The sequence below is a fragment of the Gammaproteobacteria bacterium genome (assembly GCA_011375345.1).
Classification (GTDB): domain Bacteria; phylum Pseudomonadota; class Gammaproteobacteria; order DRLM01; family DRLM01; genus DRLM01.
In genome coordinates this window covers 1-13,637 of the sequence record DRLM01000143.1, presented here as the reverse complement: position 1 = coordinate 13,637, position 13,637 = coordinate 1, and the positions used below count along the sequence as shown (strand labels likewise).

Genomic DNA, 13,637 nt, shown 5'->3' with positions numbered 1-13,637 from the left:
TCAGCGCGCCAGCTCCGCGACGGTGCGAAACACGGCCCGGAACATGGCCGGCGTGAGGCGGCCGGTTTGGGTGTTGTAGCGGCTGCAATGGTAGGACGCAAGCAGATGGCCCCCCTTCGGCAGGCTGTAGCAGGCACCGTGGCCGAAGGGGTGGGCCGATTTCTTCAACCCAAGCGCACCGAGCACCGCGCCGTGAGCGATGGCCCCCAGGGCCAGCACCACGGCGCCGGCGGGCAGGGCGCGCAGCTCCTGTTGCAAAAAGGTGCTGCACTGGCGCACTTCCTCACCCAGGGGTTTGTTGCCCGGCGGAACACATTTCACGGCATTGGTGATGCGGCAACGTGTCAGCACCAGGCCGTCGTTCCGGTGTGCCGACACCGGCCGGTTGCTGAAGCCGAACTCATGCAGCGTCTGGTACAGCAGGATACCGGCATGGTCGCCGGTGAACGGCCGCCCGGTGGCATTGGCACCGTGAAAACCCGGCGCCAGCCCCACCACCAGCAAACGGGGCCGCGCCACTCCCACCGGCGCCACCGGCCGGGCGTGGTAAGCGGGATGCGACTGGCGCACACCGTCCAGAAAAGCAGCCAGACGGGGGCAACGGCGGCAATCAGGGTCGAAGGCGGTGCGGGGCGGACCGGAACCATTGGGCCGCCGCCGCGGGTGGGGCTGGGCAATACTCATGGGGGGTTATTTTAGCGTCAGAGGGGAAAAGGACGCGAGTGCCCGCCCTCAGCGGGCGGCGCACTGCCCGGCCGGTCCGGGATTTTCCAGCAAGATCGCCAGGCGGCGCAGCAGGGCGGGCATATCCACCGGCTTGGTGAAACAGGCGGCGATGCCGGTACGCTCGGCCAGTTCAACCAATGTCCCGTCACCGTAGCCGGTGCACAAAATCACCGGCAGGGCGGGACGCAGGCGCCAGGCTTTGCGCGCCACTTCCACACCGGTGATGTTGGGCATGGTCTGGTCGGTGATCAAAGCATCCACCCGATGCTCGGGCAGACTCAACCAGCGCAGCGCCGCCCGCACCGTGGTACAGACGGTCACCCGGTACCCCTGCAGCTCCAGCATTTCCCCCAGACACGCCCCGGCAGCGCCATCGTCGTCCAGCACCACGATGTGTTGCCCGCCTCCCCGCGTCAGCACCAGCGGTGTTTCCGCTGCGCGCTGTGCCTGGACATCACCGCCGACGGGAAACAAAACCCGGAATACCGTCCCCTGCCCCAATGTTGATTCCACCAGGACGTGCCCCCCGTAATCGTGCGCAATACCGTGCACCACGGACAGGCCAAGTCCCGTGCCCTTGCCCACCTCTTTGGTGGTAAAAAACGGATCGAAGGCGCGGGCCAGTACCTGAGGGTCCATGCCCTCACCCTCATCCCGCACCAGCAACTCCACCCATTCCCCTCTGGCATCGGCATGGCAGGATGCGCATTCACAACGCTGTACCACCGTGCGGCGGGACAAGGCCAGATACAGCGTTCCTGTTCCCTTCATGGCATCACGGGCATTGATGCAGAGATTCGTGAGCAGTTGCTGAAACTGCACCGGATCAATATTGACCGCCGGCAGCTCCTCGCTGCATTCCACCTCCACCCTGACCGTGGCCGGCAGCGCCGAATCCAGCAGGGACAGAACCTCCGTCACCCGGGGCCCCAGTTCCACAGCCGCCGCATCGCCCACCCGGCCGCGGCTGAACGACAACAGCTGGCCGATAAGGTCCCGGGCCCGCTCGCCAGCGGTGTGCACCTGATCCAAATAGCCGAGCAGCTTGTTGTCCAGCTCGCTGCCATAGCGGGTGCGGGCCAGCTCTGTATAGCCCAGAATGCTGGCCAGAATGTTGTTGAAGTCGTGCGCAATGCCGGCGGTAAACTGGCCGATCACCTCCAGCTTTTGCGACTGCTGCAGTTGCCGCTGCAAACGCTGGCGCTCACGCTCGGCGGCTTTGCGTTCGCTGATATCGCGCACCACCGCCACGAAGCGCGGCGCGTCCCCCGCCGGCGCCACCAGTTGCAGGTGAATTTCGACCGGAATCAGGCGCCCGGAACGATGGCGGTGCACGGTTTCCAGTTTGGCCACCTCTTTGGCCCCGCTTTTCAAAGGCGCAATCAAGGCATCGAAACGGGCGCGGTCGTACTCCGGCTTCAGATCCAGCGGCGTCATGGTCATCAGCTCCTCGGCGGAATAACCCACCTGCTCCACCGCGCCGCGGTTAACATAGAAAAACAACAAGCTGTCGGGATCGAACATGAACACGCAGTCCATGGTGCGGTCCAGCGTCTGCTTGATCCGCCTGAGTTCTTTTTCCACGGTGATGCTGCGGGTGACGTCGGTGCGGATCGATATGTAATGACTGGGTTTGCCCCGCTCATCCAGGGACGGGACAATGGTAGTGGTCACCCAATAAAAAGACCCGTCTTTCTTGCGGTTCTTGAACTCGCCCTGCCAGACGCGCCCCCGGGCGATGGTGCGCCACATCTCCCGGAAATACGCCGGTGAATGTTCATTGGATTTGACAATCCGATGGTTCTGCCCCAGCAACTCCTCGCGGCTGTATTGGCTGATCTCGCAGAATTTGTCGTTGGCATAGGTGATGCGCCCCGTGACATCGGCCACGGAGACAATAGCGTGTTGGTCAAGCGCGAATTGCTGGTCTCTCAGCGCTTTGTGGGTATCAAACAAGCGACGCGACACCTTGTTCAGCGCGCGCCCGAGCTGCTCGAACTCCATCGCCCCGCGATCCAGCTCAATTTGTGCTCCCTCAGCACGGTCCAGATTCCCCGCGAAGCGGGCCGCGGCGTTGACGGAGGCCATGCGCCGACGCAACCAGGCCGTCAACAAGACGATACTGATCACGGTGGCCAGGACGCCTTCCAGCGCGCTGTTGGCGACGATCTCCCCTTGCAGAGCCGTTATGGGTTCGTTGCAGTAGCGCAGCCGCAACCAGCCCCGGAGCTGCTCATCCCCGATGGGTTGCCACCGCACCCAGTACGTCCCCTTGTCCTCGAACACCCCCCGCGCCACGGAAGGTGGCGCCCCTGCGTCGGAAGACGGAAACGCACCGGGGGTGTCAGCGGCAGCGAAAGCCAGGAGGCGGCCGCCGGCATCGGTGATGCGTGCATCCAGCAAGCCGGGGAAATCAACGACATGGGCCAGAAGTCTTTCAATTTCTTTGCGCTCGCCGCCACTGGAGAAGTGATTCGCTACACGCGCGATATTGACAGCGAGTATCTGCACTTCCTTGAGCAAGTTGCTCTCGGCGAGGCGGGCATGGGTATGGGCCACGTACCAGGTGTGGCCGATCAGCGTGACGGCAATGAGCGCCCCACTGAACAGCGGCACCTGAAAATAAAACCGTTCGGGCCAGAGCCGGCGTGCCCAAACAAGCACCTTCCGGAACAATGGCGGAGCGGTGTCAAATGACATGGGGCACAGCCGCGACCCCCTCAGCCCGACAGCAGGCGCCCGATGGACTCGAGCAGAACAACGGGGGAAAAGGGTTTTTCCAGGGTAAGGTTGGCGCCCAGTTTTTCCGCGGCTTTGAGGTAGGTGTCACCGAAGCCGCGATTGCCGCCGGACATGGCAATGATGGGCACGGCCTTGTCACGCCGGCGAACCTCCATGATCAGCTCGATGCCTTCCTTGCCCGGCATGACCAAATCGGAAACAAGCAGCGCAGGACGCTGTTCGTCAAACGCCGCCAGCCCCTGGGTACCATCGGCGGCGGCGGTAACGCGAAAGTCTTCGCCTTCCAGAAACTCCACCAGGAACTGGCGAAACTGCTCATCGTCGTCGACGACCAAAATATTGTGGGGATGGACAGCTGGCACGGTGCGCACTCGACAAGGAACTGCTGGACGATCCAGGGCAAAAATGTATTTTTTGACGATGTCGACTGAGACGGGGAAAACTTTACGACAGCGGACACCGGCTGCCGGAGGAAGAAACGCTTTGTAAGATTCGAAGAGGCAGGAATCGAAGCAGGACAGCCCGGCGGGGCAAAGAAATGGTAGGCGCGATTGGACTCGAACCAACGACCCCCACCATGTCAAGGTGGTGCTCTAACCAGCTGAGCTACGCGCCTCCCGAAAGAGGGCCGCACCTTAGCATAAAGCCCGAGCCGGAAACAAGCAGAATCTGATCAGCACCTCATGCTTCTTCGATGTCGGGAAGGCCGAAGCCGCTTTCCCGCGCCCGGCGCAATTGATCCCGAATCGCGGCGGCCTGCTCAAACTCCAGATTGCGGGCGTGCTCCAGCATTTTCTGTTCCAGCGCCTTGAGGGTTTTGGCCAGTTTCTCCGGCGGCATGCGGGCAAAAGGCAGGCTGGCCCCGGCCACCTTTGCATACCGCTGCGGCGTGGGGGACGCACCGGGACAGGCGCCTTCCATGATATCGGCCACCTGCTTGCGGATGCTCTGGGGCGTGATGCCGTGCCTGGCATTGAAGGTCAGCTGTTTGTTGCGGCGGCGCCCGGTTTCATCCAGCGCCCGTTGCATGGACCCGGTCACCGTGTCGGCGTACAAAATGGCCATGCCGTTGACGTTGCGGGCAGCCCGGCCGATGGTCTGGATCAGCGAGCGGTCGGAGCGCAGAAAACCCTCCTTGTCGGCATCAAGTATGGCCACCAGGGAGACTTCGGGAATATCCAGACCCTCGCGCAGCAGATTGATGCCCACCAGCACATCGAACGCCCCCAGGCGCAAATCGCGGATGATCTCCACCCGCTCCACGGTATCGATATCCGAATGCAGATAGCGCACCCGCACCCCGTGCTCGTTCAGGTAGTCGGTGAGATCCTCCGCCATGCGTTTGGTCAGTGTGGTCACCAGCACCCGCTCCTGCCGGTCCACCCGGACCTTGACCTCCGACAGCAGGTCGTCCACCTGGGTCAAAGCCGGGCGCACTTCCACTTGCGGGTCCACCAGGCCGGTGGGCCGCACCACCTGCTCCACCACCTGCCCGGACTGCGCCAGCTCGTAGTCGCCCGGTGTGGCAGACACGTAAATCACCTGCGGCCGGCGCCGCTCGAATTCCTCGAAGCGCAGCGGCCGGTTGTCCAGGGCCGAGGGCAGGCGAAAGCCGTACTCCACCAAGTTCTCTTTGCGCGAGCGGTCGCCCTTGTACATGGCCCCCACCTGGGGCACGGTGACGTGGCTTTCGTCGATCACCATGATCGCGTCCCCGGGCAGATAATCCAGCAAGGTCGCCGGCGGCTCCCCGGCTGCGCGGCCCGCCAGGTGACGGGAGTAGTTTTCAATTCCGGGGCAATGCCCCAGCTCAAGCAGCATTTCAACATCCAGCCGGGTGCGCTCCTCCAGCCGTTGGGCCTCCACCAGTTTGTTGGCCGCGCGGAGCTGCGCCAACCGCTCGCGCAGCTCGTCTTTAATGCGCTCCACCGCCGCCAGAACCCGGTCCCGCGGGGTGACGTAGTGGCTTTTGGGATAAATGGTGATGCGCGGCAGCTTGCGGGTGACGGCACCGGTGAGCGGGTCGAAGGCGGCCAGGCTCTCCACCTCGTCGTCAAACAGCTCCACCCGGATGGCCTCCAGTTCCGACTCCGCCGGATAGATATCCACCACCTCACCCCGCACCCGGTAAGTGCCGCGGCGCAGCTCCATGTCGTTGCGGGTGTATTGCAGCTCCGCCAGGCGCCGCAGGATGGCGCGCTGGTCCACCCGCTCACCACGGGACAGATGCAACAGCATGCTCATATAGGCGTCGGGATCGCCCAGGCCGTAAATGCAGGACACCGAGGCCACGATGATGGCGTCGCGCCGTTCCATCATGGCCTTGGTGGCGGACAGGCGCATCTGCTCAATGTGGTCGTTGATGGAGGCGTCTTTTTCGATGTAGGTGTCGGAGGCCGGCACGTAGGCCTCGGGTTGGTAGTAGTCGTAGTACGAGACGAAATATTCCACCGCATTGCGGGGAAAGAAGCTTTTCATTTCCCCGTAGAGCTGGGCCGCCAGGGTTTTGTTGGGAGCCAGGATCAGGGCCGGGCGTTGCACGGCCGCAATCACATTGGCAATGGTGAAGGTTTTGCCCGAGCCGGTCACCCCCAACAGGGTCTGACCCGCCAGGCCCGCATCCAGCCCGTCCACCAATTGGGCAATGGCAGCGGGCTGGTCACCCGCGGGGGCGAAACCGGTAGCAATGGCAAAAGGTCTGATGGAATCACTCATGGGGATTTATGGCACGGGCGGCATTGCAGTATAGTTACCGGGCATGACCAAAACTTACAGGACCGCCCCTTGGACGTACAGCTTTCCACCCGAGTTCAGCGCATCAAGCCCTCCCCCACCCTGGCCGTCACCACCCGCGCGGCAGAATTGCGCGCGGCGGGCCAGGATATCATCGGCCTGGGCGCCGGCGAGCCGGACTTCGACACCCCGGACCATATCAAAGCCGCCGCCATCGCCGCCATTCGCAACGGCGCCACCAAATACACCGCCGTAGACGGCACCAGTGAACTCAAACAGGCGGTGGCGGCCAAGTTCAAGCGGGAAAACGGTCTGGATTACGGGCTGAACCAAATCCTGGTCTCCGTGGGCGGCAAGCAGAGCTTTTTCAACCTCGCCCAGGCCCTGCTCAACCCCGGCGATGAAGTGATCATACCGGCGCCCTACTGGGTCTCCTACCCGGACATGGTGATGCTGGCCGACGGCATTCCAGTGGTGGTGTTCGCCGGCCTCGGGCAGGGCTTCAAAATCACCCCTGCGCAGTTGGAGGAAGCCATCACCCCGCTGACCCGCCTGCTGGTGCTCAACAGCCCGTCCAACCCCACCGGCGCGGCCTACAGCCGGGCGGAACTGCTCGCCCTGGGGGAAGTGCTGCGGCGCCATCCCCAGGTGCTGATCGCCAGCGACGACATGTACGAACACATCCGCTGGGGCGACGAACCTTTCGTCAACATCGTCAACGCCTGCCCCGACCTTTACGAGCGCTGCATCGTCCTCAACGGCGTCTCCAAAGCCTACGCCATGACCGGCTGGCGTATCGGCTACGCCGCCGGTCCGGCCCAGCTCATCGAAGCGATGAAAAACATCCAGTCCCAGAGCACCTCCAACCCCTGCTCCATCTCCCAGGCCGCGGCCCGCGCCGCGCTGGAAGGAGACCAGAGCTTCATCCAGACCACCCGCGCCGCCTTCAAAGAACGGCACGACTTCGTGGTGGCCGGACTCAACGCCATCGACGGGGTGGAATGCGCCGCGGGACAAGGCACATTTTATGCCTTTCCACGGGTGCAGGCCGTTATCGACCGCCTGGCCGGCGTCGGTTCCGATGTGGAGCTGTGCGAACGGCTGCTCGGGGACGCCGGCGTCGCCCTGGTGCCCGGTTCGGCCTTTGGCGCGCCGGGCTATATGCGCTTGTCATTCGCCGCCGACATGGCCACGCTGCACGATGCCATGACCCGGTTGCAGAACACCCTTTGATGGCCGCCGCAGGCGCAATCGGGAGAACCGCCAATGAAAAGAACATCCCCCCCCCTCACCCACCAGCAGGGGCTCACCCTGCTGGAAGCCCTGAGCACCGTTACCATCGCCGCCATTTTGCTTACCGTCGCGGTCCCGAACATGCAGGATTTCATCGCCAGCAACAGAATGAGCGCCCACGTCAATGAGCTGGCCGCCGATCTCTACTTCGCCCGGGCCCATGCCGTCAACAACCGTGCCCAGGTCTACGTCTGCCCCAGCGCCGACGGCAGCAGCTGCGCCGGCACCGCGCAGTGGCACCAGGGCTGGATTCTGCTTGCCGAAAAAGACGGTGACAATGCCCTCAGCACCGGTGACAAGGTGTTCCGCAAAAGCCTGGGTTTTAACAGCCGTTTCGAGGCCAATGGCAGTTCATCGCAGCCCATCGAATATTTTGCCGACGGTCAGACCGCCGGCACCAACCTCACCATCACGGTGTGCGACAAGAACGCCGTCGTTGAAACCCGCACCTTGACGCTGAGCAACGAAGGCCGACTGCGCATCGACAAGACCGGCACTGCCGGATGCAGCTGAACCCACAAAAAAACCGCCCTCAGGCGGTTTGTTTCAATGTCAGCGAGTTTGGCTCCCCAGCGCGGACTCGAACCACGGACCCGGTGATTAACAGTCACCTGCTCTACCAACTGAGCTACTGGGGAATGGCCAGATTCGGCAGGCGGCATATGTTACTGAGCTGCCCTGTTTGGGTCAATATATTTGTTGGCCGCCACCGCTGAGCGTGGCTGGCACCAGACGGCCCTGAGGTGCATCCGGCGTGAAGTCCCGTTTCAAATCCCGAAAGCCCATGCTCAGCGAGGAAGAGCGCGCGCTGTTCCGCGCCGCGGTGAGCGATGCCAAACCCCTGAAACGAGAGCGGACGGCCATCGCCCGGCCCATGCCCTCCCCTACCCCCAGGCAAAAGCTGCTGGACCAAGGCCGCCTGCGGGAGGAAATGCTGCACGGCAAGCTGGATCCTGCGGATCTGGAGACCGGGGAAGAACTGAACTACCTCCGGCCCGGCATCCCGCGCCTGGTGATGCGGCGTTTGCGCCGCGGGCAATACAGCGTTGGTGCCGAGCTGGATTTGCACGGCTTCACGCTACCCAGGGCGCAGCAGGCACTGGGCGATTTTCTCCGCACCTGCCGGGTCCGCGGCATCCGTTGCGTGCGGATCGTGCACGGCAAGGGTTTGAACTCCCCCGACGGCGTACCCGTTATCAAGCTCAAGCTGCAACATTGGCTGCGCCAGCGCCGTGAGGTGCTGGCCTATTGCTCAGCCCGGCCGGTGGACGGCGGCGCCGGCGCCTTGTATGCCTTGTTGGAACGCCGCTAGGAGCGGACCGGCGCTGGGCCTGACCGGCTCCATGTGCGAAAATATCCGCCCCAGGTGCGCTGGACGGCGTGCTTTTGCGTTCGTGACGGTTCCGCTTGCCCGCTCCCCCTTTTGCAACAGGCGGCGTCTGGCAGCTTGTTGAAAAGCTCCGTTTTTCAACATCCTGTTGTCAACCCGGCAATTAATAGTCAAACCGAACCGTAACTTACGCGCATTACGAATCTTTTGGCCATACCCAGTAGTCATGACGAGCCCACAGCGCCCCACCCCGTTTCACCCCACGCTGCCAAAAACCTGCCGGCCTGAACGCTGGTCCGGCCTGTATGCCGCCGCCTTCAGTTTTGCGGTAAGCCACGCCGCCCGCCTGCACCATGCACCCATCGCCGTGGTCACGGCGGACATGCAGGAAGCCGCCCGCCTGCTGACGGAACTGAACTTCTTTATCGCCGACCCGGAACACTGCCCGGTGCTGGGCTTTCCCGACTGGGAAACCCTGCCCTACGACATTTTCTCACCCCACCAGGACATCATTTCGCAGCGCCTGGAGGCCCTCTACCACCTGCCGGAGTTAAAGCGCGGCATACTGGTGCTGCCGGTCAGCACCTTGATGCAGCGGGTGGCACCGCGGAGCTTTTTGCAGCAACACAGCCTGGTGCTGGATGTGGGCCAGAATTTGTCCCTGGAAGGCATGCGCCACCGTCTGAACGCCAGCGGATACCGCTGCGTGTCGCAGGTGCAGGAACACGGCGAGTTCGCCGTCCGCGGCGGCCTGCTGGATCTCTACCCCATGGGCGCCAAAGCGCCCTACCGCATTGAGTTGTTCGATGAACAAATCGACAGCCTGCGCACCTTCGACCCGGAGACCCAGCGCTCGCAAGACAGTGTGGCGCACATCCGTTTGCTGCCCGCCCGGGAATTTCCATTGGACGAGGCAGCCATCAGCCGCTTCCGCCAGGCCTTCCGCACGCGTTTCGAAGGCAATGCCCACAACAACCCCCTGTACCGCGATGTGAGTGACGGCCTGGCGCCCGCGGGCATCGAATACTATCTGCCCCTGTTTTTCGAGCAGACGGAAACCCTGTTCGACTATCTGCCCCCGCGCACCCTGGTGCTCAACACGGCGGGCGTGGCGACGGCCGCAAAGCGCTTTTGGAGGGACGTCAGCCTGCGTTATGAATCACTGCGTCACAGCATCGAACGCCCCATTCTCCCACCGGCTGAACTATTTCTCGACGACAGCGCCATAGCCACCGCCAGTGCGGCCTTCCCGCAAATACAGGTGGAATCCTTCGCCGACAACGAAAACAACAGCGTCTACCCGACCCGGCCGCCGCCACCGCTCGTCATCAACGCCCGCGCCGGGCGCCCCGCTGAAACCCTGCTCAGGTTCCTGGACGATTTCCCCGGCCGGGTACTGTTTGCGGCGGAAACCCCGGGGCGGCGCGAGACCCTGCTGGACCTCCTGCACGCCCACAAGCTGCGCCCCCGGCAATTCGAGCGCTGGGGTGACTTCATGGCCGGGGACGCCAGGCTGGGCATTGCCGTCGCGCCGCTGGAACAAGGCATGTTACTAGAGGATCCGCCCCTTGCCGTCATCAGTGAAACCCAGCTCTTCGGCGAACAAGTGGTACAACGCCGCCGCCGGCAAAAACGCGGCCGCGATTCCGATGCCGTGGTGCGCGATCTCACCGAACTGGCCGAGGGCGCACCGGTGGTGCACGAAGACCACGGCGTGGGTCGTTACCTGGGCATGCAGACCCTTACCGTGGGCGGCATCGAGACGGAATTTCTCACCATTGAATACGCCGGCGGTGACAAGCTGTACGTGCCCGTCTCCTCGCTGAATTTGATCAGCCGCTACAGCGGTGCCGCCCCCGACCAGGCCCCGCTGCACAAACTGGGCGGCGAGCAATGGGCCAAGGCCAAACGCAAAGCGGCGGAGAAAGTCCGTGACGTGGCCGCCGAACTGCTGGACATTTACGCCCGCCGCGCCGCCCGCCAGGGCCACGCCTTCCCCGAACCCGACGCCCAATACCGCGCCTTCGCCGCCACCTTCCCCTTCGAGGAAACCCCGGATCAGATGGATGCCATCGACGCCGTCATCAACGACATGCGCAAACCCCAGCCCATGGACCGGCTGGTCTGCGGCGACGTGGGCTTCGGCAAAACCGAAGTGGCCATGCGCGCCGCCGCCCTGGCGGTGCTAAGCGGCAGGCAGGTGGCCGTGCTGGTCCCCACCACCCTGCTGGCGCAGCAGCACTATCAGAATTTCCGCGACCGCTTTGCCGACTGGCCGGTGCAGATCGAATCCCTGTCCCGCTTCCGCTCGGGCAAAGAACAAACGAACGTGATCAAAGGCCTGGCGGACGGCAAGGTGGACATCATCATCGGCACCCACAAACTGCTGCAAGACAGCGTGCGGTTCAAGCGCCTGGGACTGGTGGTCATTGACGAAGAACACCGCTTTGGCGTGCGGCAAAAAGAAAGACTCAAAAGCCTGCGCACCGAAGTGGACATCCTCACCCTCACCGCCACCCCCATTCCGCGCACACTGAACATGTCCATGGCCGGCATGCGCGATTTGTCCATCATCGCCACGCCCCCCTCGCGCCGCCTGGCCATCAAAACCTTCGTGCGGGAATGGAACGCGGATCTGATCCGCGAGGCCTGCTGGCGGGAACTCAAGCGCGGCGGACAGGTATATTTCCTGTACAACGACGTCAAGACCATCGACAAAAAAGCGCGGGAACTGGCGGAGCTGGTGCCCGAAGCGCACATCGCCATCGCTCACGGTCAGATGCGGGAGCGGGAGCTGGAACAGGTGATGTCGGACTTCTACCACCAGCGTCACAACATTCTGGTGTGCACCACCATCATCGAAACCGGCATTGACATTCCCAACGCCAACACCATCATCATCAACCGCGCGGACAAATTCGGCCTGGCCCAGTTGCACCAACTGCGCGGCCGGGTGGGACGCTCCTTTCACCAGGCCTACGCCTACCTGGTGGTGCCTTCCCGCAGCCTCATGACGGCGGACGCCATCAAACGGCTGGAAGCCATCGAGTCGCTGGAAGATTTAGGTGCCGGATTCACTCTGGCCACACACGATTTGGAAATCCGCGGTGCGGGAGAACTGCTCGGCGAAGACCAAAGCGGCCAGATGCAGGAAATCGGTTTTACCCTCTACAACCAACTGTTGGAGCGTGCTGTCGCCGATTTGAAAGCGGGCCGCCAACCGGGTCTGGACACAAGCCTGCACCATGGCGCCGAGGTGGACCTGAACCTGCCCGCCCTGTTGCCCGAAGACTACCTGCCTGACGTGCACTGCCGCCTGGTCATGTACAAACGCATTGCCAATGCCGAAAACCTGGACGCATTAAAGGAATTGCAAGTGGAAATGATCGACCGCTTTGGCTTGTTGCCCGATGCAGCGAAAAACCTGTTCCGGGTGACCGCGCTCAAAATCAAAGCCCAACACCTCGGCATCCGCAAAATCGAGGCAGGCCCCAAAGGCGGACGGCTGATCTTCAACGCCGAGCCCAACATCAATCCCACTGCCATCATCAAACTCATCCAAACCCAGGCCCGGACATTCAAACTGGACGGACAGGAGAAACTGCGCTTTCAGTTGGACTTGAGCGACCGGGAGAAACGCTTTGCAACACTGGAAAACCTGCTGGACGCCTTGTCGGTGAAAGCAGCGGCATAGTGTCATGATCCGCTGCGCCTGGCTGGCATCAGGCGTTAAAAATAGACGCAAAAAAGCCGGCTTGGCATAAACCCAAGCCGGCCCAGGGAAACGCCAAACGGGTCTGCGCTGTTACTCGATAGTCGACAGCAGATCCGGATTCACGACCAGTTTGCGCACGCCGTGCGCATGGTCTTCGTCAAAGGCATTGTCTTTGCACCACTCACCCACGCTGTTGATGTCCACTTTGGCGCACTGCGGGCGCACGCTCCAGGTGACCTGCATCGGCGAGCACTTGTGCTCAGAGTACTTGGGCCCGGTGGTGGAACCCAAAAACTCCACCGGTTTGCCCGTGTTGGTAGGCAGGGCCTTGGGCTGGTGGTAACCGTTGACGATATTGCCATCGTAATCCAGATCATTGAAATCAATCGCATTGGGGTCATTGACCAAAGTGAACACCTGGGTTTCCACCCGCAGGGAGGGATTGGCGCAGGAATCCGACAGGCAGGAGCCCAGACCCGCACCCGGCGCCACGTCACAAGAGGTATGCACCCAATGTACCTCAATGGTGTCACCCGGCTTCAACTCACCGTGTTCGCTTTTGCAAATTGCTTCCTTGGTTGGCGCCAGCTCGGCTTCGCTCAACGATTCGCTGATGCCACATTTATAACCGCTGTCATAACCGTGACCATCACCGTCACCGGCATAAATGGCAAAGGCCGTCGCTTTGTGCTCGGCATTTTTATGAAAATGGATATTGCATAGATTCATCTGGCTGGCCGGCGGCGCCATGCCAAAAATACGCTTGTTGGCACCCGCCTTGCTGTCAATATCGCGAGGCGTTTGCGGACCAAAACCCACGCAAGCCTCACCATCGCCATGACCATGATGCTTGGCTCCCGCCAAGCCCAAGGTGCTCTTGTCGCCCCCGGCAAACGCGCCTGCAGACAGCATCCCCAATGCCACCGCAACCACAAACTGACTTTTCACCTTGACTTTCATCTTTTCCCTCACTCCCTCATTTTCCAGAAAAAACAGTATGTTAATGAATTCATTGACATTCTGCATGGTGTAAAGCGCCTATATACTATCTCAGATAGGAAGATTTACCTAGCATTCATTAAACGTGGCAGTCAGGTG

The 13,637-nt window shown here is 62.2% G+C and carries 9 protein-coding genes and 2 tRNA genes; 4 read left to right on the top strand and 7 right to left on the bottom strand.

The window, feature by feature from the left end; all coding sequences use genetic code 11:
* The 5 genes from ENJ19_10870 to uvrB form a co-directional block, all read right to left on the bottom strand.
* Positions 1-684, bottom strand: coding sequence for a uracil-DNA glycosylase (locus ENJ19_10870; protein ID HHM06226.1), 684 nt, complete (start codon positions 682-684; stop codon positions 1-3).
* Positions 685-732: 48 nt separating this feature from the next.
* Positions 733-3,426, bottom strand: coding sequence for a PAS domain S-box protein (locus ENJ19_10865; protein HHM06225.1), 2,694 nt, complete (start codon positions 3,424-3,426; stop codon positions 733-735).
* A 20-nt stretch (positions 3,427-3,446) separates the two neighbouring features.
* Positions 3,447-4,052 carry a response regulator gene (locus tag ENJ19_10860; GenBank protein ID HHM06224.1) on the bottom strand — a complete coding sequence of 202 codons (606 nt, stop codon included), beginning with the start codon at positions 4,050-4,052 and terminating at the stop codon, positions 3,447-3,449.
* Positions 4,008-4,084, bottom strand: a tRNA-Val gene (locus ENJ19_10855). Before ENJ19_10855 ends, ENJ19_10860 begins: the two co-directional genes overlap by 45 nt.
* A gap of 65 nt (positions 4,085-4,149) precedes the next feature.
* The gene (gene uvrB / locus ENJ19_10850) at positions 4,150-6,183 is read right to left on the bottom strand and encodes an excinuclease ABC subunit UvrB (GenBank protein ID HHM06223.1); all 2,034 of its coding nucleotides are present in this window, start codon (positions 6,181-6,183) and stop codon (positions 4,150-4,152) included.
* A gap of 69 nt (positions 6,184-6,252) precedes the next feature.
* Here uvrB and ENJ19_10845 point away from each other — a divergent pair, with 69 nt between their 5' ends.
* Positions 6,253-7,434 carry a pyridoxal phosphate-dependent aminotransferase gene (locus tag ENJ19_10845; GenBank protein ID HHM06222.1) on the top strand — a complete coding sequence of 394 codons (1,182 nt, stop codon included), beginning with the start codon at positions 6,253-6,255 and terminating at the stop codon, positions 7,432-7,434.
* Between the two features lie 33 nt (positions 7,435-7,467).
* Positions 7,468-8,007 carry a hypothetical protein gene (locus ENJ19_10840; GenBank protein ID HHM06221.1) on the top strand — a complete coding sequence of 180 codons (540 nt, stop codon included), beginning with the start codon at positions 7,468-7,470 and terminating at the stop codon, positions 8,005-8,007.
* Between the two features lie 49 nt (positions 8,008-8,056).
* Here ENJ19_10840 and ENJ19_10835 read toward each other — a convergent pair.
* Positions 8,057-8,132 (bottom strand) — tRNA-Asn (locus tag ENJ19_10835).
* Positions 8,133-8,278: 146 nt separating this feature from the next.
* Here ENJ19_10835 and ENJ19_10830 point away from each other — a divergent pair.
* Together ENJ19_10830 and ENJ19_10825 are read left to right on the top strand one after the other, a co-directional pair.
* Positions 8,279-8,806: a DNA mismatch repair protein MutS gene (locus ENJ19_10830; protein ID HHM06220.1), complete on the top strand. Its 528-nt coding sequence runs from the start codon at positions 8,279-8,281 to the stop codon at positions 8,804-8,806.
* A 244-nt stretch (positions 8,807-9,050) separates the two neighbouring features.
* Positions 9,051-12,518 (top strand): transcription-repair coupling factor, encoded by a 3,468-nt coding sequence (locus ENJ19_10825; protein HHM06219.1) that lies wholly within the window; start codon positions 9,051-9,053, stop codon positions 12,516-12,518.
* A 111-nt stretch (positions 12,519-12,629) separates the two neighbouring features.
* On the opposite strand, the gene ENJ19_10820 is transcribed toward ENJ19_10825, so the two are convergent.
* The gene (locus ENJ19_10820) at positions 12,630-13,451 is read right to left on the bottom strand and encodes a cadmium carbonic anhydrase (protein ID HHM06218.1); all 822 of its coding nucleotides are present in this window, start codon (positions 13,449-13,451) and stop codon (positions 12,630-12,632) included.
* Positions 13,452-13,637: the final 186 nt, after the last annotated feature.

Coding starts and splice junctions, on each gene's coding strand:
- ENJ19_10870 (HHM06226.1), bottom strand. CDS start 684: ATGAGTATTGCCCAGCCCCACCCGCGGCGGCGGCCCAATGGTTCCGGT.
- ENJ19_10865 (HHM06225.1), bottom strand. CDS start 3,426: ATGTCATTTGACACCGCTCCGCCATTGTTCCGGAAGGTGCTTGTTTGG.
- uvrB (HHM06223.1), bottom strand. CDS start 6,183: ATGAGTGATTCCATCAGACCTTTTGCCATTGCTACCGGTTTCGCCCCC.
- ENJ19_10840 (HHM06221.1), top strand. CDS start 7,468: ATGAAAAGAACATCCCCCCCCCTCACCCACCAGCAGGGGCTCACCCTG.
- ENJ19_10830 (HHM06220.1), top strand. CDS start 8,279: ATGCTCAGCGAGGAAGAGCGCGCGCTGTTCCGCGCCGCGGTGAGCGAT.
- ENJ19_10825 (HHM06219.1), top strand. CDS start 9,051: ATGACGAGCCCACAGCGCCCCACCCCGTTTCACCCCACGCTGCCAAAA.
- ENJ19_10820 (HHM06218.1), bottom strand. CDS start 13,451: ATGCTGTCTGCAGGCGCGTTTGCCGGGGGCGACAAGAGCACCTTGGGC.